General features: G+C 70.1%; 16 protein-coding genes and 1 pseudogene. 6 read left to right on the plus strand and 11 right to left on the minus strand.

From position 1 onward, the window contains the following. Nucleotides 1–90: 90 nt before the first annotated feature. From AB0K05_RS12090 to AB0K05_RS12105, 4 genes are all read left to right on the plus strand, one after another. Nucleotides 91–1,365: a cytochrome P450 gene (locus tag AB0K05_RS12090; protein WP_364228757.1), complete on the plus strand. Its 1,275-nt coding sequence runs from the start codon at nt 91–93 to the stop codon at nt 1,363–1,365. Nucleotides 1,366–1,367: 2 nt separating this feature from the next. Next, entirely contained in the window at nt 1,368–2,951 is a 1,584-nt protein-coding gene (locus AB0K05_RS12095) for a peroxidase family protein (RefSeq protein ID WP_364228759.1), read from the plus strand. A gap of 146 nt (nt 2,952–3,097) precedes the next feature. Further along, nucleotides 3,098–5,185: a hypothetical protein gene (locus AB0K05_RS12100; protein WP_364228761.1), complete on the plus strand. Its 2,088-nt coding sequence runs from the start codon at nt 3,098–3,100 to the stop codon at nt 5,183–5,185. A gap of 61 nt (nt 5,186–5,246) precedes the next feature. Continuing rightward, a complete protein-coding gene (locus tag AB0K05_RS12105) occupies nt 5,247–5,489 on the plus strand; it encodes a hypothetical protein (protein ID WP_364228763.1) in 243 nt (80 codons plus the stop codon). Nucleotides 5,490–5,533: 44 nt separating this feature from the next. Here AB0K05_RS12105 and AB0K05_RS12110 read toward each other — a convergent pair whose 3' ends face one another. The 11 genes from AB0K05_RS12110 to AB0K05_RS12160 form a co-directional block, all read right to left on the minus strand. Next, nucleotides 5,534–6,973, minus strand: coding sequence for a flavin monoamine oxidase family protein (locus AB0K05_RS12110; protein WP_364228765.1), 1,440 nt, complete (start codon nt 6,971–6,973; stop codon nt 5,534–5,536). Nucleotides 6,974–7,095: 122 nt separating this feature from the next. Continuing rightward, on the minus strand, nt 7,096–7,683 hold the full coding sequence (locus AB0K05_RS12115; RefSeq protein WP_364228767.1) for a hypothetical protein: 588 nt from the start codon (nt 7,681–7,683) through the stop codon (nt 7,096–7,098). 94 nt (nt 7,684–7,777) lie between these two features. After that, entirely contained in the window at nt 7,778–9,067 is a 1,290-nt protein-coding gene (locus AB0K05_RS12120) for an acyltransferase (RefSeq protein WP_364228769.1), read from the minus strand. A gap of 115 nt (nt 9,068–9,182) precedes the next feature. After that, on the minus strand, nt 9,183–11,186 hold the full coding sequence (locus tag AB0K05_RS12125; protein ID WP_271274993.1) for a hypothetical protein: 2,004 nt from the start codon (nt 11,184–11,186) through the stop codon (nt 9,183–9,185). Then, a complete protein-coding gene (locus AB0K05_RS12130) occupies nt 11,183–12,343 on the minus strand; it encodes a 5'-methylthioadenosine/S-adenosylhomocysteine nucleosidase (RefSeq protein ID WP_271274992.1) in 1,161 nt (386 codons plus the stop codon). Before AB0K05_RS12130 ends, AB0K05_RS12125 begins: the two co-directional genes overlap by 4 nt. Nucleotides 12,344–12,357: 14 nt before the next feature. Next, nucleotides 12,358–13,098, minus strand: coding sequence for an NUDIX hydrolase (locus AB0K05_RS12135; protein WP_271274991.1), 741 nt, complete (start codon nt 13,096–13,098; stop codon nt 12,358–12,360). 252 nt (nt 13,099–13,350) lie between these two features. Further along, complete coding sequence (locus AB0K05_RS12140) at nt 13,351–13,962, minus strand: hypothetical protein (protein WP_271274990.1); 612 nt, start codon at nt 13,960–13,962, stop codon at nt 13,351–13,353. 165 nt (nt 13,963–14,127) lie between these two features. Continuing rightward, the gene (locus AB0K05_RS12145; protein ID WP_364228772.1) at nt 14,128–15,897 is read right to left on the minus strand and encodes a serine protease; all 1,770 of its coding nucleotides are present in this window, start codon (nt 15,895–15,897) and stop codon (nt 14,128–14,130) included. A 93-nt stretch (nt 15,898–15,990) separates the two neighbouring features. Next, nucleotides 15,991–16,731, minus strand: coding sequence for a hypothetical protein (locus AB0K05_RS12150; protein ID WP_364228774.1), 741 nt, complete (start codon nt 16,729–16,731; stop codon nt 15,991–15,993). Nucleotides 16,732–17,255: 524 nt separating this feature from the next. Then, the gene (locus tag AB0K05_RS12155) at nt 17,256–18,269 is read right to left on the minus strand and encodes an NADPH:quinone oxidoreductase family protein (RefSeq protein WP_271274987.1); all 1,014 of its coding nucleotides are present in this window, start codon (nt 18,267–18,269) and stop codon (nt 17,256–17,258) included. Nucleotides 18,270–18,315: 46 nt separating this feature from the next. Then, nucleotides 18,316–18,681, minus strand: a complete 366-nt coding sequence (locus tag AB0K05_RS12160) for a MerR family transcriptional regulator (protein ID WP_148034793.1) — start codon at nt 18,679–18,681, stop codon at nt 18,316–18,318. 1,422 nt (nt 18,682–20,103) lie between these two features. Between AB0K05_RS12160 and AB0K05_RS12165 the strand changes: the two are divergent. After that, nucleotides 20,104–20,148, plus strand: a pseudogene (locus tag AB0K05_RS12165) (hypothetical protein); the annotation flags it as partial. A 171-nt stretch (nt 20,149–20,319) separates the two neighbouring features. Further along, nucleotides 20,320–20,928 (plus strand): LamG domain-containing protein, encoded by a 609-nt coding sequence (locus tag AB0K05_RS12170; RefSeq protein WP_271274985.1) that lies wholly within the window; start codon nt 20,320–20,322, stop codon nt 20,926–20,928. The last annotated feature ends 67 nt before the right edge of the window (nt 20,929–20,995 follow it).

Consider the following 20,995-nt stretch of genomic DNA (forward strand, 5'->3'; position numbering starts at 1 on the left):
CATGAAGAAACGCAGAGGGTCTCCCTAGATTGTGGTTGCACAACGTGATCATTGATGATCGCTCCGGAACCATGCGGAAAGGTCCACGGAATGGGTGCTGTCGGCCAGACGACCACGGGCGGCTATCTGGAGAGGTACGACGAGGCGCTCGCCAGCGCTCCGATGTCCGCGTTCGGGCTGGTCAGAGAGTGGATCCGGAGCGACTGGCGCGGCCTGTTCGCCGAGCTGCGCGAGCGGCGTCCCATCCTCGTCACGCCCGCCTTCACGGTCGTGACCCGCCACGCCGACGTCACCGAGGTGCTCTCCCGCGAGGAGATCTTCTCGGTCCGGGCCTTCGGCCCGCGGCTCGACGCCGCCCTGGGCGGGCCGTTCATGCTCGGCAGGGACTCCACCGCGATGAACTGGCGCGAGAAGGGCCTGATGCAGGTCATGCTCGACCCCGGCGACGTGGCCGGGGTGCGCGAGCTCGCCGGGAACCTCGCCGACGAGCTGCTCGACGCCGCCTCGCCCGGCGGGCGCGTCGAGACGGTCGGCGGGCTGTTCAGGCCCGTCGCCCTGGGGGTGTGCGCCCACTACTTCGGCTTCCCCGGCCCCGACCCGCAGACCCTGTCGCGGTGGACGCGCGCCGTCGTCACCGACGGCTTCGCCAACTTCCACGGCGATCCGGAGATCCAGGCCGCGTCCGTACGAGCCGGCACGGAGATGATCGCCTACCTGCGCGAGCGGCTCGCCGAATACCGGGCGGCGCCCGATCCGCCCGACGACATCTTCGCCCGGCTCGTCCGCTCCTCGCAGGTGCCCGACGACCGCATCCTGATCAACATGGCCGGGCTGCCGCTGGGCTTCGTGGAGAGCGCGCCCGGAGCCATGACGGAGGCGGTCGAGCAGCTGCTGATGCGTCCGGAGGTGCTGGCGGAGGCCGTCGAGGCGGCGGGGGACCCCGAGCGGTTCGACCGTTACGTCTGGGAGGCGCTGCGGTTCAACCCGTTCTTCAAGCTGCTGCCGAGGCTGTGCGAGCGCGATCACGTGCTGGCGGCGGGCACGCCGCGCGCCACGCCGATCCCGGCGGGCACGTTCGTGCTCGCGGCGCCCGCCTCGGCCATGTTCGACGCCGACGTGGTGCCGGAGCCGGGCGAGTTCCGCCTCGACCGCCCGGCGCACCACCACCTGTTCTTCGGCCACGGCCACCACGCCTGCCTGGGCGTCCATCCGGCCAGGGTCGTCGTGAGCGAGACCGTACGGCGTCTGCTGCTGCGTCCCGGCGTCCGCCTGCTGCCCCCGCCGGAAGGCGCTGTCGAGCGCGCCCTCGGCATCTTCCCCGACCGCTTCGTCGTCGGGCTCGGCACCGAGCGGGGGGAGGGCTGACGATGGCGGGCAGCACGACAGCGCGCGGCGTCGCCTCCGACGGGCTCGTCAACCGGCTCAGGTTCCTGGCCCTGACCAGCGGCCGGCCGTTCTGGGACCTCCTGCAGCGGGTCGATCCGGTGCGGCGCAGGGTCAACGCGACCCTGATCGACCAGGCGATCCGCGAGATGCCACCGCGGCCGGAGCCGCTGAGCACCATGGCCGGCTACACCTCCTGGGCCTCGCTGACCGACCGCACCTACAGCGGGCGCCACCTGCCCCCGATCACCGTGGCCGACGACAGGAGGCCCACGCCCGAGCGGGCCGCCGAGCTGTTCACCCGCGGCGAGTCCATGATCCACTGCCCGCGCTCCACGGTGCTGTTCGCGTACTTCGCCCAATGGTTCACCGACGGCTTCCTGCGCGGCGACGTGAACATCCCGCGCGACCCGCGCAAGAACAGCTCCAACCACCACATCGACCTCAACCAGGTCTACGGCCTCGACGAGCGGGCGACCGCCGCGCTGCGCACCTTCGACGGCGGGCTGCTGAAGAGCCAGTTGCTCGACGGCGGGGAGTTCCCGCCCTTCCTGTGCGAGAACGGCAAGATCAAGCCCGAGTTCGCCCCGCTGCGCGTCATCCGCTTCGACGAGCTCAGCGACGAGCAGCGCGACACGCTCTTCGCCACCGGCAGCGACCGGGGCAACATCCAGCTCGGCTTCACCATGCTCACGGTGTTGTTCCTGCGCGAGCACAACCGGGTGGCCCGGCTGCTCGCCAAGAACCATCCGCGCTGGGACGACGAGCGGTTGTTCCAGACGGCCCGCAACATCCTCATCGTGCTGCTGATCAAACTCGTGGTCGAGGAGTACATCAACCACATCACCCCCTACCACTTCCGGTTCACCCTGGACCCGAAGCTGTCGGCGCTGCTGGCGCACGCCCCCTGGCACCGGGAGAACTGGGCCTCGGTGGAGTTCAACCTCGTCTACCGCTGGCACAGCCTCATCCCGTCCCACCTGTCCGTGGGCGGGCACGACCTGCCCCTGGCCCAGACCATGATCGGCGGCACGCTGATCCCCGGCCCCGGGCTCGGCCGGCTCTTCGAGGACGCCTCACGCCAGCGGGCCGGCCGCATCGGGCTGTTCAACACCGACCCGCTGCTGCGGGAGGTCGACGCGGCGAGCATCGCCGACTCGCGCGTGCTCGGGCTGGCCTCGTACAACGACTACCGGCGACACTGCCGCTTCCCCCGGGTGCGCCGGTTCGAGCACGTCTCCGGCGACGCGCGGGTCTCCGGCGCGCTGCGCGACCTCTACCGCGGCGTCGACGACCTCGACCTGTACGTGGGACTCTTCGCGGAGGAACCCGGGTCCCCGGACGCGATCCTGCCGCCGCTGCTCACCAAGATCATCGCCATCGACGCCTTCTCCCAGGCGCTCACCAACCCGCTGCTGGCGCCGCGCGTGTTCAACGCCGCCACCTTCTCCCCGACCGGCGTGCGGATCATCACGGCCACCCGCACCCTCGCCGACGTGGTACGCCGCAACACCCCCGAAGACCCGACCCCCCGCTTCGTCAGCATGACCCGGCAGGCCTTCACATGACCTGCCCTCCCGACCCGTCCCCGTCTGTCCCGTCCAGTCCGTCCGACCTGGTCGCTCCACCTGGCGGGGTCGGCGCGTCTGGCGCGGTCGGTCCGCCTGACCCGTCCGAGGCGTCCCCGGTCGGTTCGTCTGGATCGGCCGCCGCGTTGCTGCGTGCCGCTGCCCGGGAGGTGGTCGATGTCGCGGTCACCCTTCGGGAGGCGGCGGGTCACGCGACGGCCGCGCTCACCGACGGCGAGCTATTGCGTGGCCTGCCGCGTGCCCCCGCCGAGGGCCGGTCCGCCTGCCGTGCGCTGCTGCGGGCCACCACCGGCCGCCGCGGTCTCGGGTACGCGCTCACCGGCGGTCCGCTGGTCACCCTGGCCGCCAAGGCAGGCGCCATGGCCGGGGCCGAGAGCCTGGTCGTACGCGTGCTGGCCACGTCGCTGCGGCTGCGCATCGCCGCCGTCGCGGTGGACCACCCCGAGCTGGCCGAAGACCCGATGATCGCCCGGCTCGTCGACGCGGCCGCGGCCGACCGTGACCTGGAAGCCGTCCGCGCCCTGCGCGCCCTGCTGAAGGACCGCGGCGCGGTGCGCGGGCTCAGCAGGCTCGCCCCCGTCTTCGGTGAGGTCCTCGCGCTGCGGGCGCTCCTGGACGAGAACCCGCTGAACGACGCCACCGCCTGGCTCATCGCGACCGGCCGGGGCCGCGCCACCGCCGACCCGATCACCGGCATCAGCAACCGTGCCATCGCCGTCCTCGACACCGGGGAGGGCGCCGCCCGCCGGACCGACCTGAGCGACGCCGAGTCCGCCCGGCTCGGCGACCGGGGATCACTGCTCGGGTTCCTGGGCAACATCAGCGTCATCGGCCCCACCGGGCGGATCCTCGTCCAGAGCGTCCAGGGCCCTGACGGGGTGGTCCGGCACGTCGTCCAGGTGCCGGGCATGGCGGGGCTGCTCGACGGCGACTCGCCCCAGGACCTGCTCGGCGCGTTCAGCAGCGCCGTGCTCGACAGCAGCCCCTACAGCCGCGCGCTGGCCAGGGCCGTCGCCGACTACGGGCTGCCCGAGGGCGCCGAGGTGGCGCTCGTCGGGCACAGCGCGGGCGGTGCGGCGATCATGAACCTGGCGCAGGACTCCGGCTTCTGCGCCAGGTTCACCGTCACCCACGTCATCGCCGTCGGATCGCCCGTCGACTTCAAGCGGCCCGCCGACCCGCGCACCTGGGTGGCCAGCGTCACCAACCAGCACGACATCATCCCCACCCTCGACGGACAGGGCGCGGGCAACTGCTTCGACCTGAACCCCGGCTGGTACGTCGTCGACTACTACGACTCCACCCACCTGTTCCCGCTCTGCCACCGGCTGGAGCACTACATCGACAACCTCGCCCGCGACCTGCCCGAGGCCCGCGACCACATCGACGACCGGCTCGCGCCCTACCGGGGGCGGGTCGTGCGGTCCCAGGCGTACCAGCTGTTCGACCGCGCGCCCGATCCGGCGGGTTTCCCGTTCCTGACCGTGCCGACCTACTCGCTGGACGGGTCGGTCGAGCTGCCGATCAGGTGCCGTCGCGGCAGCGCGCTCACCGCGCTGTTCGCCGCCGACCGGGAGGCGGTGGCCGGGGTGCTGGAGGGGACCGGGTTCGGGCCCCTGCTCGTCGCGGGCCGCGCCCTGGTCGCCGTGCACGCGGCCTGGAACCGGGACACCAGCTTCGGCGGCTACCGGGAGGCGCACCTCGGCGTCGTCGTGCCCGGCCCGTGGCGGTCGCCCTCGCTCTGGCCCGACCTGCTGCGGAGCGCGGGGCGGCGGCGTTCGGGCAGCCTGCTCGTCGGGTCGGCCGTCGACACCGAGGCCGTCCGTGCCGTCGCGCCGCGGCTGTGGGGTGGTGAGACGCATCTGGAGCCCGTCGATGTGCGGCTCGCCGCGGGGCGGGCGCGGGTCACCGTCGGCGACGCCTTCACCCTCTCCGGGAGACTCGGCCCCTTCCTGCCCGTCGGCGACCGCGACCTGGTCGGCTACACGGCCGGGACCGGTGCCGGCACGCTGCGCTCATGCGTACGGGTCCGCGGCCCTGGACGTCTCCACCCCCTGCCCTTGCTGCGGCTGACGGCCGAACCGGGCTCGGCGCATCCCCTGGCCGAGCGGGTACGCGCCCTCGGGCTCGACGGCGCCAGCCCTCTGTTGTCCTTGTCCTCGCCCGCCCGCCAAACCCTCAGAGACGCCGCCGTCCCCCTGCACTCCCCGTGACCGCCCGCCTGTTGCCGGAGAAGTGTCGCCGTCCTGCTGGTGATCCGCTGATGGAGGAGAAATGCCGGTCGAACACGCAGGGCTCGCCACGCACGCCGAGGTGTTGCGCTCGGACGCCCGCGCGCTCGCCGCCTGCGCCGAGCGCCTGCGCGAGATCGGGGCGCGGCTGGAGGCGGCCGGCGTCGCGCCGCCGTGGCTGCGAGCCTCGGTGAACGCCCACGTCGCCGCCTGCGCCGCCGCCGTCACCGACCTCGACGAGGCCGCGACCCACCTGCACCGCTACGCCGCCCGGGCCCGCCCTTGACGCGGCACGGCTGCCTCGTACGGGACGGACTCGCTCGGGGTGGGTCAGTTCGCTTCGTGGACGGCGCGGGCGGCGCTGAGTCCTGATTCGAGTGCGCCTTCGATCCAGGCGTGCCAGAGCGAGCAGTGTTCGCCGGCGAAGTGGACGCGGCCCTCGGGGGCGATGATGGCGTCGTGCAGGGCCGTCTGCTGGTGGGGCTCGAAGAGGGCGAACGCTCCGGCCGCGTACGGGTCGTTGTACCAGGCGTGGGAGACGCCGAACTCGAAGTGGTCGTAGATCTCCGGGTGGATCTTGGCGACGTCTTCGAGCGCCTGCTCGATGCGTTTCTGGGCGGGCATCGCGCCCCAGCGCAGCGCGTCCTGCCCCCAGGTGTAGGCCGCCAGCAGGACCGCCCGCTCGTCGCCGTCGGCGGGATGCGAGGGGTAGCAGATGCGCCGGATCGGCAGGTCGGTGACCGTGGTGCCGCCGACGATGCCGTCGGTCCGCTCCCAGAACGCCCGCCGCACCTGCAGCAGGATCTTGGTGGAGGCGTTGTAGTTGAGCTCGCGGATGGCGCGCTGCTTGCGGCGGGAGAAGGCGGGCCTGGTCTCGACGTCGCGCAGCACGGAGAACGGGATGGCGCAGATGGCGTGGTCGCCGGTGATCGACGTGCGGCCCGAGCCCGTACGGACGTGCAGGGTCACCGAGTGGTCGTCCTGCTCGATGGCCGTCACCTCGTGGCCGAACCGGATGTGGCGCCTCAGCTCGCGGTAGAACGCGACGGGCAGCCGGTCGGCGCCGCCCACGATCTCCTGCATGTCCTCGAACGCCCGCCCGACGATCTCGCGGAACTGCTCGATGACGGCCGCGTTGAGGTTGGACTCGCGGAAGCTCATCACGCCGTAGAGCTCGATCGCCCCCTCGGAGAACCCACGCTCGCGCAGGAAGCCGCGGATGGAGTAGCGGTCGTACTCGGCGCAGATGCGGTCGAGCGCCTTCTCGCCCTCCAGCGCGTAAAGGTCGTGGATCTCCTGGGTGGCGGTGCGCCACAGATCCTCGTAGGTGCGGCCGCGCTCGTGCTCGGCCAGGCCGAAGTCGACGAGCTGCGGGTTGCGCCCCAGCTCGCCGATGGTCGTCCGGACACCCTGGATGTACGCGAGCGTCCGGGGGTTGTTCATGACGAAGGGGCGCAGGGGCAGCCCGAACCGTTCGCAGTAGGCGAGGGTGAGATCGTGCACGCGGGGTATGCGCATCGCCCCCGCTTCCGCGTACAGACCGGGGGCGAAGTCGCGCAGGGTCAGCACCCGCCCGCCGGCCCGCTGCTGGGCCTCCAGGACCACGGGCTCGTGGCCCTGGCGCATCAGCTCGTAGGCGGCGACCAGCCCGGCCATCCCGGCTCCGATGACCAGCACGCGCTTGCGCGGCCGGCCACCGGCGCCGAGCCCGCGCCCGGCCGTCGCGACCAGCTCGGCCGGGACGCGGAGATCGTGACGCGGGCGGGGCACGCCCGGCGGGTTCGCTTCCAGGGTGCCACGCCCTTCCCTGACGGCTACACAAGGTAATGAAGTGACTACCTGAGGTCAATGCCTCTGTCAAGCCGGGCGCCCGGCTTGACAGTCGGCAGTGGTCAGGAAGACTCCGGCTTGCCGTGACGGTGCTCGTGCGGCCCGTCCATGTGGCGCCGGTCCTTCCCCTTCCCCTCGCCCTCGGACTTGGCCCGGATCGCGACGGCGGTGGCCGTCTCGCCGTCCACCTTCGCCAGGACGGAGACCTTCTGCCCGGTCTTCACCGTGTCGATGGTGGCGTCGCGGTTGATCCGGGTGTCGGCGCCGACCGCGTACTCCCTGGAGTAGCCGTCCTCGCTCTTGACGGTGAGCGAGTCCTGGTCGACGGCCGTGACCTCGCCGCGCTGGGTGGCGACGGTGACGTACTCGCCCTCGCCTTCCCGCACCACGAACTCGCCGTGGAGGTTGATCTTGGGACCGTCCCAGTGCCGGCGGTCCTCCTTCTTGGAAGGCTTGTCGGACGGGCCGGTCGACGGGGACTCGGTGGCCGTGGGGGCGGGGGCGGGGGTGCCCGACGGGGGTGTGGCCGCCGCGGTGGCGACGCCGGCGCCGGTGGCGACGACGAGCGCGGCGGTGGCGGCGAGCAGCAGGGTACGCGGGAAGCGGCGCTTGGACGGCTGGTTCCCCGCGGTTTCCGGCTCAGTGGTCATGTGAGGTTTCCTCCCCGATGTGCAGGTGTTACCCCAAGAGTGCATGTGGCTGCTTAAGGCTGAGTTAAGCGCTGCACCTGCCTTGACCTGCGCTTTAGGTTCGGCGGGCATGGCGGAGGACGGTCGCCCCGGCGAAGTAGGCGACGAGGGCCGGGGTCGACAGACCGGTGGGGCCGTGGTCGCCGGGGCCCGCCACCGCGGCGACGAGCAGACCGGCCAGCACGCCCGCCATCCCGGCGACGGCCGACACGATCGGCGAACTGTGCGGATCGGGCCGTGGACCGGCGCGCCGCTCGATCGGCCCGAACACCGCCACCAGGCCGGCCAGGACCAGGGACAGCGCGAGGAGCCAGGGCACCCGCAGGACGAACCAGGACGAGGAGCCGGCCGGCGGGTCCGGCAGCACCTCCGTCGGATACAGCGCCACCACGCCGATCACCGCGGCCGTCATGTGCCACAGGAACACCGTCATGATCACGGAGTTGACCGCCACGACCGCCATCCAGGGGCGCGGACGGCGCAGCCACCGGTTGGCCGGATCGCGCAGCCACAGGGCCAGGCCCGCCTGCGTGGCGGCCAGCGCCAGCAGCGCGAGGGTGGGCGGGGAGGTGTTCTGGATCTCCTCTCCCGGAATCCCCACCATGCTGATCGGATACGGCCCGGCCACCGTCATCACCACGAGGGCGGTGAACCCGCCCAGGGCGAGCGGCGGCCCGACGCGCCACCCGGACGGCAGGCGCCCGTCCTGCCAGGAGAATCCGAGCTGGTAGACGGCCAGCCAAGCGAGCAGGAAGCTGGCGTACGCCACGAAGCCGAGGACCGAGGTCATCCGCGCCAGGTCACCCACACCGACGAGCACGGTCAGCAGGATCGGCACGGCGAGCCCGTACCTGCGGTGCAGGGCGTGCATCAGCGGGGTGAGGACCACCACGGCCAGGTACGCCACGAGAAACCAGAGCGGGATCGCCGCCAGCCAGACCCCGGTGCCGACCAGCTCCGCATCGACCCCCAGCGCCCGCGCGGCCAGGGCGCAGACCGCGAGCACGCCGAGGAACGCGGTGGTGGGCCGGACGAGCCGGTCCGTACGGCCAAGGATCCAGCTCACGGCGGTGCCGCCGCGCTTCCGGTGGGAGGTGAGGGAGGCCGCGCCGGCGACCCCGCCGACCAGGAAGAAGACCGGCATCACCTGGAACAGCCAGGTCAGCCAGCGCGTCCACGGAACGACGTCCAGCACGCTGCCGCCCCGCAGGCCGCCGTCGTACGTCACGTACACGGCCAGCCAGTGACCCGTCACCACGGCGATGATCGCGACGGCGCGCAGCAGGTCGACCACTCGATCCCGATGCGCCGGGGTGTTCCCGGCCAGCTGCCGCAGCCGTCCCATAGGCATCTGCTTACCCGGGCAGGCAGGGCCGTCACACCGGCGCCGGGGTGCGGGAGATCGCGCGGGCGCCTGTGCGCAGGAGCGGGGCGAGTGGCCGGACGGACGGCGATCGGGGCTATCGATAGAAGCCGCGAGCGGCGTTCGCGAGATCCGTCAAGCGGTCTCGCTCACGCTCGCGTTCGTGCTTGATCCACTCCTTGCCTTCGGCGGCGACGCCTTCGAGGACGTGCAGGGTGTTGCCGAGTCCTGCGGTGTCGAGCGTCACCTGAGAGACGGTGCGCGGGTCCTCCTCCGGTTCCGACTCGGGATTCGGCGGAGGACCGGTCACCTCGACCTCGATCGGGTGGCCGTTCACCAGCGTCAGCTCGAACGTGCGGCGACCGTCGTCGGCATCGATGACCTGAACGGCCGCAACGGCGTCGTACCGGTAGTTGATCCGTCTCCGGTTGTGGAAGGTGACCTTCTGGAAGTCGAGGTCGACGCTCATCTGGCGGACACCGTCGGCGGTGAGCAGGAAGACCAGGAGCTTGTAGCGGGAGTAACGCCAGGGCCCGTTGCGGACCCGCGCTCGTTTGTACGAAGTCGCGGGGGCCTCGATGAAGGCGTGGGCGATGACATCGTCCGGTTGGAGTTTGTAGTGCCGCATCGCCTCCTCCGTCAAGGCCTTGCGGTCGCAGTCCAGCCAGGACGCCATCTCCCGGTCGTCGGGCTTGTCCTTGAGCTTGCGCGTCCACCGGTCGAAGGCAGCCTGGCGTTCGTTCAGCTGCCGCTTTTCCCTGATCCGGTCGGCGGCGTACCACTTGTACTCCAGGACGATGCGCAGCCAGCCGCGGACTGCGACGACGCCCACCACCGCGGCGAGGAGCGCGGCGCCGACGACGCTGAAGGGCGAGATGGTGAACCCGGACCAGAGCAGCGAGACCAGGCCCGCGCCGGAGACCAGGGCGCCGAGGGCGAAGCGCGCCTTGGTCGCTGCAGGAACCCGCAGCAGATCGCGGTCCTGGTGCAGGAGTCCCCGCTGCCAGCGGTCCTTCACGTCGCTCACGAGATATCGGATGAGCCATGAGACGCGTTTTGCGTCGATCTTGCTCTCCCGGTAAAGCTCGATCACCTCGTCCCGAAGGACCTGGCGAATGCCGTCCGTCAAAGCCAGCCATGCCTCCCTCTCGATGGTGCGGGGGACATACCTGGCGAAGTAGTCGATGAACTGCCTGTCGATCCTGCTGCTGAAGCCGCGGGGCAGGCCTTCGGCGGAGCGCTGCCGGGCGGTCCGCAGTTCACGATCCATGGCCCGCAGGCGTTCGCTGCGATAACGCCACTCCACGCCGGCGGGTACGCACCCGTACGCGCCGGCGGCCAGGAGCAGGGTCGCGAGGACCGTCGATGACCAGGAGTACAGCCAGGCCTGGAGGCTGACGTGACCGATGGCCGTCAGCGACAGTGCTGTGGTGGTCGCTGACAGGATCCAGCCGCTGATCGGTGTGTCGGGACTCCTGGCGGGCCGGGCCCGCGGCTCGAACGGCTTGGGCTGGAAGAACTTCCAGACTCGGTCGAGGCGTGCCGAATCGCACCGGTCCCGGTTCGCCTGCGCGAAGGCGCGCGCCCACGAAGCGTTCTGAACGGGGCCGTGCAGGAACAGTTCGAGATGGCGGAGGATCTCGTCCCGCCGGTCGTCGCTCAGCTCTCTGAGCCGCTCCTCGACGCCGGAGGCGTCGACGTCGCCTGCTCGGAGGGACTCAAGAAGGCGGTTGATCACCCTGACAGCCCGGGTCCACTCGTCCTCGGCGTGCCCGGCGATCTTCCCCTGCGCCATGGCCAGGCAGGAGAGCTCGTGGTCCGGCACCTGTTGCAGAGTCCGGCCGCTCAGCAGGGCGAGCAGCAGGTAGAAGCAGGAACGGCTCGTCACGTGACCGTCCACGACAGCTTGGGTGATGTGCTCTCTCGCCTTCCCCACCATGCCGCCCCGCAGGCAGTTGAGCCCTACCGTGAACGCCTGCTCGGGAGACGCGCCCGGGGGGATCATGTACACCGTGATGTCGCCGTGAAATGCCTCCCCCTGGACGGCCACCATGGCAGAACGATCCGCGAGGTTGGTCGTGCCGGGCCCTGGATCGGTCATGAGAGGCCTCGGATTCCGGTGATGACGGCCGTCACCTTGGACGCCAGTTCGGCTACGTCCATCAGCAGCCCGCGCAGTCTCTTCAGAGCTATCAGGGCGCGATTCTTGGTCTGCTCGGTGTCCGCAGGCAGGGATTCCGAGACGACGTCCAGTTCTTCCTCAGCCGCCGCGAACGTTTCTTCGTCGATCTTTCCCGCTGTGCGCGCCCGTGCCAGCGCGTCGCGGAGCTCTGCGAGGAGCGCAGGCAGGTCGGCGGCGGGGCCGGGCGTCTGCCGGATGGAGACGTTGCCGTGGATGATCCCGGCCTGCACGCCGACTTGCGCGTTGCCGGATGCGATGTTCCGCACGTCCCTGGTCATCGATTCGCCTTCCGCCTTCCTCGCCGTACGGGCCCGCCGGTCCGGGCAGGAGTCCTGAGCCAGCTCGGCGGCGAGGGCCGCGGCGAAGGCGGCGGCGTTCGCCACCGCCCGCGGCTGCCAGTTCGCGCCGTCGGAGGTCACCTTCGTGCCGTCGGCCCGGTCGCTCACCCCCCGTATCACGACCATCGGCAGGGACTTGTTCAGATGAGCGGCTTGGGCCACGCCCGCCGCCTCCATCTCGATCGCCAGCGCGTCGTTGTAGGTCTGGCGAACCCACCGGGCATGCGCGGATATCGCGGAGTCCGCGACAACCTCGCCCGCCGCGATCGGCCCGAAGCGGACCTTCGGCACAGTTGCGGCATCGGGAAGGTTCCGTGCCCAGGCGCCACGGCGATCCACGTGGTGCGCCACCTGCGCCGCTTCGTGCGAGATCTCCCATGTGCGCGGACGTGCCTTGAAACCGTCGTCTTCGCTCGTACCGCCGTGGTAGGCGTATACATGGGTCGCCACCACCACGTCGCCCAGACCGACGGCCGGCCAGAGAGCGCCGGCCACGCCGACGAACAGCAGGGCGCAGGGGTCGAACTCGGTGATCGCCCGTTCGGTGAGCACGGCGGAGGGATGGTTCCCCTTGCCCGCCAGCCCCAGCACCGCAGGACGTCCGCCGTCTCTCAGTCGGCCGACCTCGAACAGAGTGCCGGCACGGTGGCGGTGGATGCGCAGGTCGTCCAGGTGCTTCCGGACGGCCTGGTATTCGAGACCCAGCGCTGTGAGGATCACGATGGGACGCTCGTCCATAAACGCACGCCTCCTTAGGGGGCGATCGCAGCCGCCTGACTGCTCAAAGCCTGATTCGTACGGACCATCGGGGGATACAGAAACTGGACCGGTCCTGCCTTGAACAGCCGGGCGGGCCTGCCGTTCTCCGTCCGGCGTTTGGGGCCCGCCGGGACGATGAAGCCCTGCGCGCTCTGCACCTTGCGGTAGAAGTTCCGAGGATCAAGCCGGACACCCCACACCGCCTCGTACACCTGCTGAAGCTCGGTGATGGTGAAGTGCTCCCCACAGAATGCCGTCGCGAGCGTCGTGTGCTCGAGCTTGGCCCGCGCCCGCTCGACGCCGTCTGTGAGGATCCGCTGATGGTCGAATGCCAGTGGTACGCGTGCGGAGCCGGAGATGACATCCTCGACGGGTGTCCAGCGAGCGTCGGCCGCGTCCGTGCCGGCGATGGGCTCCGGCAGTGAGGGCGCGATCGCCAGGTACGCGACGGAGATCACCCGGCCGCGAGGGTCGCGACCCGGCTCGCCGTACACGCCGATCGTCTCCAGATGCACGTCGGTCAGACCGGCCTCCTCCGCGAGCTCCCGGCGCGCCGCCGCCTCGATGCCCTCGCCTTGATGGCTGAGAAAACCTCCGGGCAGGGCGAACGCTCCGTGAAAGGGCTCGACGCCGCGTTCGACGAGCAGGACGTACAGGCGCGCGTCGCGCAAGGTCAGAATCACCAGGTCAACGGCCAGCAGGACGCTCGGCGGCTCCCAGGAGGCGTCTGTCATGGCGCCAAGTTAGCTTTTTGTCGAGCTGACAAAAAGTCCGGGAAGGTGACACTTTCAGCACCGTCCGGTCAGGCCCAGGCCAGGGTGCGCCTCCACGACCGCACTCGGTGAAGCGCAACGTCCCCTGATCGCGGGCAGTGAAGGGCGCCGGTCAGGCAGGGCCGTCACACCGGCGGCGGGGGTTCCACTGCGCCATTTACGGGATATGTCCAGCTGGCCTCGCCGGAGAGATGTCAGGTGTCGTCGATCTCGCTACTTGGGGCGGAACTCCTGTCGGAGCCGCCAGAATTTTTTGCCGGACGCGGTGGTGCAGGCGGTCGCCCCGGAGTAGCCGTACGTGGAGTCGAACCCCGACCGGTTCATCGTCGTGCCCGCCGCGGCCGTGTCGTAGACGCTGTCGACCATGACCTCGACGTGCTTGTCGAACAGCCGGACGACGTCGTCGCAGAAGTACTCCAGGCGTTTCTTGCACGCGTCGCAGGGGCCGATGTTGCTCACCACGAGGACGTGGATGGTGCGGACATTCTGGAGTTGCGTGCCCTGTCCCTCGATCCAGTCGTAGGCGTCCTGCAGCGCGGCGACTTCGCTGTCACGGCTGGACAGGCGTGCCTCGTCCGCGCTGATCCCGGACGGCCGGGGGTGCGCGCCCTTGCTCGCGGAGGTCAGGGAGTAACGCTCCTCCCCTCCGGAGCCGGCCGCCTTGACCGCCGTCCGGTAGCTGTTCGCGTCGTCGAACGAGACGTCGCTGTCGACCATGACCAGGACCTGGGTGAACAGGCCCTGGTGCTGGGCGTGCACGTCCGTCAGCGCCTGGACGACGACCTGGTCGAGCGGGTCGTGCGAATGCGGGGTCGAGGTGGACATCAGGCCTCCTTGCCGATGCGAGAACCCCAATGTTTCACCGGCGGGAAGGGAGTCAACGCCGCGGTGCCGTCCAGGATTGACAGGCCACATCCGGCCGGCACGTGTATCACGGTGAGCCGACGGCCCGGCCAGGGCGGGTGAACGCCTGGGCCGGGCCGGTGGATGTCAGGAGGGTCTGTCGTCAGGTGGGGGTGCGAACTGGCCGAAACGGACGTCGCGGGTCCGGTCCTCGTAGGGCGGCTGGGGCCGGCCCCGCGGGGGCGCGGGATGCCCGTACGGGCCGGCGCCGTGCGGGCCGCTGTGCTGACCGTCCGGCTGGTGGGCGCCGTAGGGACCGCCGCCGTACTGGCCGTGCTGGCCGCCCTGGTGGCCGCCGTACTGGTCCGCGCCGTACGGGACGTTGTTGTGCTGCGGGCCTGAGCCGTACGGGCTCTGCGCCTGGTGATGCGGGGCGGCGGGGAGCTGCTGCATCGGGTACGGCGACGGCTGGGCGTAGCCGCCGCCCGGCGGGTGCGGAGGGAAGGACGGCGGGGGACGCCGGCGGCCGCGCAGGACCTTGACCAGGATCAGCGCGACCACCAGGGCGACCAGCACACCTGCACCGATCAGCACCCACATCAGCATCGGCCGGGGCGACTGGTCCTTGCCCGCGGAGATCGCCTGCTGGGTGTCGCTGATGTACTTGGCCACGTACGGGTGGTTCGGGAACAGCGCCTGGACCTCGCGGAATTTCGGCAGCGCGTCCTCGTAGTAGTGACGGAAGTAGTCGTTCAGCGCCTCGTTGTACCGGGTGGTCGTGGTGGCCTGGGCCGCCTTGATGTTCTTCTCGCCGAGCTTCTCCTTGACGATGCTCACCGGCAGCACGAAGCTCTCGCTCTCCGAGGCCTCGCCGCCCTCGCTCACGGTGCCGGCGATCAGCATGCCGATGACCTTGCCGTCCTTGCTGAAGACGGGGCCGCCGGAGTTGCCGTGGTAGGAGGGCGCCTGGGTCTGGATGTACGGCACGCCGGTCTGCGTCGCGCGCGTGGCGTTGTACGGGCCCTCGGTCAGCGCCGGCTCCAGCCTCGACTCCAGGCTGAAGAACGCCGTGTTGGTGACCAGGCCGGGGAAGCCGCTGATGTAGAGCGTGTCGCCGGTGCGCACGTCGCCGTCGTCACCGAGCGGCACGGTCGGCATGTTCTGCTGGCCGTTGACCTTGAGCAGCGCGAAGTCCTTGCCGGGGTAGTTCTCGCCCACCGAGACCAGCTCGGCCGGTACGGCCTTGGCGGTCTTGTCCACGCCGCCGCCGGGCAGGCTCTGCAGAACCGTCAGGCTCTGCTGCAGGCCGCGGATCTTCATGTGGGTGCTGTTGAACGTGACGAAGATCTGCTGCGCGAGCTTGAGGATCTCCTCGTCCGTCTCGATGCCCTGCAGACCGCTGACGATCCCCTGCGCGTCTTCCTTGTTGAACGTGGCCAGCGCCTGCTGCGCGAACATCTGCGCGAGCTCGGTGTCGCCGACCTGGACGCAGTGCGCGCCGGTGACCATGTAACCGTCGGGGGTCACCCACCAGCCGGTGCACAGGCCGCCGACCTCGGCTTCGACGGTGCGCTCCGGCGAGCTCACGGTGAGGTAGGCGTCCACGTTGCCGGCGATCCGCTGGAACATCCACTTGGCGATGCTGCGCTCGTCCGCGGAGATCTTGCCGGACGTCACGGCGTCGGTGGCCTGCACGGTGAGCTGGTTGAACGCGGCCTGGTTGAGCGCGCTCGACGGCACGGCGACCGTGCCGGTGTAGGTGAGGCTGATCAGCTGCACCGCCGGCTGGGTGCGGGCGGCCAGCCAGGTGCCGACGGGCACGTCGGGACGCTCGTCGGCGCCGTCGTCGGCGACCGCCGGTAGGGCGGGCAGCGCGACCGCCATCGCGACCACCGCGGCTGCGGCGATCTTTCGCAATTTACTGCTGTGATTTCCACGCACAACCGCACATGGTGACGAATCGATCTTGTGGATGACTTGTGGATGACTTGGCGACAGTGCCGCCGAGGGTCACGTGGTGACGGTCACGTCGCGCAGCAGGAGTCGGCTGGCCGCGTAGGCGTGCAGATAGAGGTGGAAATCCTCGGCCTTGGCCTTGGCCGACCTGTCGGCGGTGACGACCGTGGCGACCACGTAATTCTGCGACGGGTTCGTACGGATCATCCCGTAGGCGAAATCGGCATGCGTCATGTCCCTGCGGGTGTTCACCGAATTGCCCGCCTGTTTCTGCAGCTTCTTGGCCGTGGCCCTGGCGACGGAGGCCGTCGGGAACTCCATCATGACCTGCACCGCTTTCACATGTCCGCGGTAGGCCGTGTAGGCGATCTGAATGGCGCGCTGACACTTGTTCCCGGCCAGCACACCCCGGGCGTCCACCGGGTCGCACGTGTCGTACGTCCAGCCGTCGACTTTCTTGGCCGAGTAACGCACGCCCTGGAACTCGAACCGCCAGTCCTGGAACTCGGTGTGCGCGAATCGCGTCCCCGACTCGTCCGGCGCGGCTGTCGGTTCGGGCTCGGCGGTCGGCTCCTGCGAGGGCTCCTCGGACGGCTCGCCCGACTGCCAGGGCGCCGTCGTGGGGAACGAGGGCGCGGTGCTCGGCTGGGCGGCGGGCGCGGAGCCGGAGGCGTTGACGTAGTAGGCCGCACCGGCCACGCCCCCGCCCACCAGGACCACGGCCAGGCCGACGGAAAGCGCGACGATCAGGCCGGTGTTGCGCCTGGGCGGCGGGTCATACGGAGGCAGGTTCATGCCGAACCCGTCCTGCCAGGCCCGAGGGTCGAACTGGTCCTGCGGGCCGTGGTTCCGGTGGCCGGTTCCCCGGGTCTGACCGGTGTTGTCCCACTGTCCGAAGTCGGACCGGGGGAACGCGTGATCGGGGGACGGTTGCCGCCCGTGTCGCATCGGTGGCCGCTGTGGCCGGGAGGCCCAGGGGTCGTCCGGATGAGGCTGTCGAGGGTCGGTCATTGCCCCATTGTGAGATGACTTTTCGCAGTTAATCGGACTACGCCGGTTAATGGCATGGAAGTGAACCGGGCCGCCGCTTTCGTGCGTACTACCTCAATCGAGCCGTCTCGCGAACAACGGGATCCTCACTCACGGGGAAAGGCTGAAACCATTCTCCCTATGCGCCTTTCCCTCCGTCATCGGCAGCGCCGGCCATAAGGAGCAGGGCGGCATGTTCCGCCGGTACATCATCTGGCGGAGCAAGCATGCCGCCGACGAACGGCTCCGCGAGGTCGTGAACAGGGCGGAGGTTGCCGGACGCGGCACGACTAGCGCCACGGATCGAGGGCGTGTTTGCCGCGGGTCCGGCCGGCTTCGAGTTCCCGCAGCACCGTCGCCCCCGCAGCCAGGGGGTGAACCTGGGGGGTGCCGGGCGTGTACACACCGTGGGCGATGAGAGCGTCGATCTCGACGAGCAACGACTGATAGATCGACGGGACCGCGGTCGCCAGCGCACCGATGTGCAGGCCCTTGACTTGAACCTGGTGGGTGAAGACCAGGTCGTGCGTGGTCAGGGTGGCGTCGCCGGAAGCGGCGCCGAACACGATGACGCGTCCGGTGAAGGGTTTGGTGACCGACAGGCTGGTTTTGAACGTGGCCTGTCCCACCGATTCCAGGACCAGGTCGACCCCGCCGGTCAGGCGGGTGATCGCCTCAGCCAGATCGGGACGCCGGCTGTCGAGGATCTCGTCGGCGCCGAGCGCTTCGACGGTGTTGTGCTTCGCTGGTGAGGCCGTGGCGATCACGCGTGCACCGTAGTGGCGGGCGAGACGAACGGCGGCCTGCCCCACGCCTCCGGCCGCGGCATGAACGAGCACCACCTCACCCGTCTTGATCTCGCCCAACGGCTTCAGTGCCGCCAAGGCGGTAGCCCAGTTCAGCACCAGGCCGAGGGCTTCGGCATCGCTCCAGCCGGAAGGCACGGGCAGCACACCCGCAGTCGGCATCGTCATGTACTGCGAGAATGCGCCGGGGCCGGCTCCGACGACGCGGGTGCCGAGCCGCAGTGGCCTCTCAACGTTCGGGCCAACACCCACGATCTCCCCGGCGGCCTCGAAACCCGCCACATAGGGCGCCTGCGGGCCTCCTCCGTAAGTTCCACGGGTCTGCATGACGTCAGCGAAGTTGACCCCGGCGGCGCCCACGCGGATCAGGTACTCGCCGGGCCCTGGGGTGGGGCGGCGATGATCGGCCGTGAGGGTCAGATCCTCCGGTCCCCGGTGCGACCGCTGGACCAGCGCTCGTACCCACTGCTCAGCGGTGTGCTGCTCGTTGATCTCCATGCGCCGAAGGTAGGAGCCTCACACTTACGTCAGGGTCAAGTAGCTGTCAGAGATCAGTGCGGCAGGCTTCTCGAAGGTAGGCGTCGAGTGCCGCCTGCTGATCGCTGAGAATCGCGATGCGCGCGGCGAGCCGATCGCGATAGCTCTGCACCTCGTGCAGGAACTCCGCGCACACCACGCCGGTGCCGGCATCGGGTCCGTCGGTGAGGCGGGGCAGGGCTTCCCTGATCAACCGTACGGGCAGCCCGGACTCCAGCAGCGAGCGGATGATGAGCACCCGGTCGATCGTGGACTGGCAGTAGTCGCGGAACCCATTGCTGAATCGGCCAGGGACGATCAAGCCCTCATCCTCGTAGTGCCGCAGCGATCTCACACTCACACCGCTGACCCTGGAGGCTTCGCTGATCTTCACACTCGGAGACAACACCCAGGAGCACCGCGGTCTTCCAGCGATCACCACGACGAAGTGCACCGCGCCGGGATCAGCGCACGTCACAACAGGGCGAACGTCGCCTGATGCGGCATTAGGGTTGTCGACGCGCGCGCAGGTGGTGACCGGACCGTCCACACCAAGACCGTCAACACCCCCTGGCAGCACGAGACCGCCTCCCGCACCCGCTCCTGGGGCACCTCCGCCGCGGTCCTGACCGGCGTCGCCACCACCCGCACCTGGACCGCCATGGACGGCGGCGGGTGGCGGCAGACCCGCACCGACACCGCCCACGACACCGTGACCGGCCTGCCGACCGAGGTCGACGCTACACGGACGGCCACCCCTACACCGAGCGGATCGACGCCTACGACCACCAGGGCCGTGCCGTCAGATACACCGTCGTCATCCCGGAGACGGAAGGAGCCCTGGCCGGAAGTTACACCTTCACCACCGCCTACAACCCGGACGGCACGGTCCGCACCCAGGGCTTCCCGGCGGCAGGCGGTCTGCCCGCCGAGAGCGTGACCACCACCTATGACGAGTTGGCCCGTGCCACCCGCCTCACCGGCAGTCTCGGCACCTATGTCGGTGCGACCGTGTACTCCGCGATCGGCGACCCTCTGCAGTACGAGCTGACCACCGGTGGCAAGAAGGTGTGGCAGACCTTCACCTACGAGTACGGTTCGGGCCGGCTGGCCACCGCCCGAGCCGAGCGCGAAGGCATGACCGGCGCGGACCGCAACGCTACCTACACCTACGACCAGGCCGGGTCTTTCACCTCGATCTCGGACGTGTCCCGGTCGGGCACTGATACGCAGTGTTTCGACTACGACCACCTCCAGCGCCTCATTCAGGCGTGGAGCCAGGCCACGCCCGGCTGCTCGGCGGTCCCGGCGGTCTCCGCCGTCGGCGGGCCGGCGCCCTACTGGCACAGCTACTCCTACGACGCGACCGGAAACCGCACCCGGGAAGTCCGGCACGGCATCGGCGGCGAGACCGACACCGTCAGGTCCTACGCCAACGCGCCCGCAGGGCAGGGGCACCAGCTCCGCTCGGTCTCCCAGACCGGTGGCGCGAGCCCCCGCACCGAGACATTCGACTACGACGCTGCCGGCGGCGTGACGCTGGGGGTGGACGGTCAGGTGGGGACCGCGATGCGCGGTGACGGCTCGACGGGCCATGCCGAGACGTCCGCATCGGTCGTCGACACCTCCAGGACGTACGCGGTGGGCGCCTGGGTCAGGCTCGCCCACACCGACGGCTTCGCCACCGTCGTCAACCAGGACGGCGACGTGGTCAGCGGCTTCTACCTGCAGTACGTCAAGGACGAGAACCGCTGGTCGTTCAGCCTGACCGACGCCGACGCCGTCCAGGGCCGTCACCTGGAACGCCACCGGCCCGATGGCCATCGGCCGCGCGAAGCACAACGGCGCCGCAGTGGACTTCTTCCCCGGGGAGATCGACGATGTACAGGTCTACGACCGCCTGGTCAGTGCGGAGGAGGCCGCAGACCTGTTCACCCGTCACCCCGTGCTCTCCGGCCGCTGGACGCTCAACACCGACGGGCAGGACGGCACCGGCCACGGCCGCCACCTCACCATGGGGGGTGACGCTCACGTGGATCAGGCGGCCGGCTGGCTGGGCTCCCCGATGGGCGCCCTGGTGCTGGACGGCGCCGGCGACCACGCCGCCACGACCGGGCCCGTGGTGTCGACCAGCCGCAGCTTCGCCGTCGCCGGCTGGGTGACCGCCGCGGGCAGGCCCACCGCCCGATCGGCCGTCTTCTCTCAGGCCGGCAGCACCAACAGCGGCTTCACCGTGCGGTATGACCCTTCCGCCGCGGATGGCGCCGGCGGCTGGCAGGTCGAGATGCCGGGCTCCGACGCGTCAGGCGCGGTGGCTCAGCGGGCGGAGCACTCCGCCTATCAGAGCCAGCTCGACTGGGACCATGTGGCCATCGTGTACGACTCCTTCGCGGACGTCCTGCGTCTGTATGTCAACGGCTGGCTTGAGGAGACCGAGGAACGGGTTTCGGCTCGCTGGCACACGATCGGCTTCGACGCCACCGGCCCGCTCCAACTGGGCCGTACGAAGACCGCGGGTGCCTGGGGCGAGCACTGGTCCGGCGTGATCGACGACGTGTGGGCCTTCTCCGGGGTGCTCACCCAGGAGCAGATCCAGACGCTCGCGGGCTACACGGAACTCCCGTCGGACTCTCCTTTCTGACTTTGGGTGAGATGGCGAATCATCGGTAAACAGAATGGATCTGTAATCGGCGTAAGAAAGAACCGGG

The sequence above is a fragment of the Nonomuraea sp. NPDC049486 genome (genome assembly GCF_040676925.1).
Classification (GTDB): Bacteria; Actinomycetota; Actinomycetes; order Streptosporangiales; family Streptosporangiaceae; genus Nonomuraea; species Nonomuraea ferruginea.

What these genes read in the sequence shown, in the direction of transcription:
- AB0K05_RS12120 (WP_364228769.1), bottom strand. Translation starts at nt 9,067, where the DNA reads ATGGGACGGCTGCGGCAGCTGGCCGGGAACACCCCGGCGCATCGGGAT.
- AB0K05_RS12140 (WP_271274990.1), bottom strand. Translation starts at nt 13,962, where the DNA reads ATGTCCACCTCGACCCCGCATTCGCACGACCCGCTCGACCAGGTCGTC.
- AB0K05_RS12090 (WP_364228757.1), top strand. Translation starts at nt 91, where the DNA reads ATGGGTGCTGTCGGCCAGACGACCACGGGCGGCTATCTGGAGAGGTAC.
- AB0K05_RS12125 (WP_271274993.1), bottom strand. Translation starts at nt 11,186, where the DNA reads ATGACCGATCCAGGGCCCGGCACGACCAACCTCGCGGATCGTTCTGCC.
- AB0K05_RS12105 (WP_364228763.1), top strand. Translation starts at nt 5,247, where the DNA reads ATGCCGGTCGAACACGCAGGGCTCGCCACGCACGCCGAGGTGTTGCGC.
- AB0K05_RS12155 (WP_271274987.1), bottom strand. Translation starts at nt 18,269, where the DNA reads ATGGAGATCAACGAGCAGCACACCGCTGAGCAGTGGGTACGAGCGCTG.
- AB0K05_RS12135 (WP_271274991.1), bottom strand. Translation starts at nt 13,098, where the DNA reads ATGACAGACGCCTCCTGGGAGCCGCCGAGCGTCCTGCTGGCCGTTGAC.
- AB0K05_RS12115 (WP_364228767.1), bottom strand. Translation starts at nt 7,683, where the DNA reads ATGACCACTGAGCCGGAAACCGCGGGGAACCAGCCGTCCAAGCGCCGC.
- AB0K05_RS12095 (WP_364228759.1), top strand. Translation starts at nt 1,368, where the DNA reads ATGGCGGGCAGCACGACAGCGCGCGGCGTCGCCTCCGACGGGCTCGTC.
- AB0K05_RS12150 (WP_364228774.1), bottom strand. Translation starts at nt 16,731, where the DNA reads ATGAACCTGCCTCCGTATGACCCGCCGCCCAGGCGCAACACCGGCCTG.
- AB0K05_RS12130 (WP_271274992.1), bottom strand. Translation starts at nt 12,343, where the DNA reads ATGGACGAGCGTCCCATCGTGATCCTCACAGCGCTGGGTCTCGAATAC.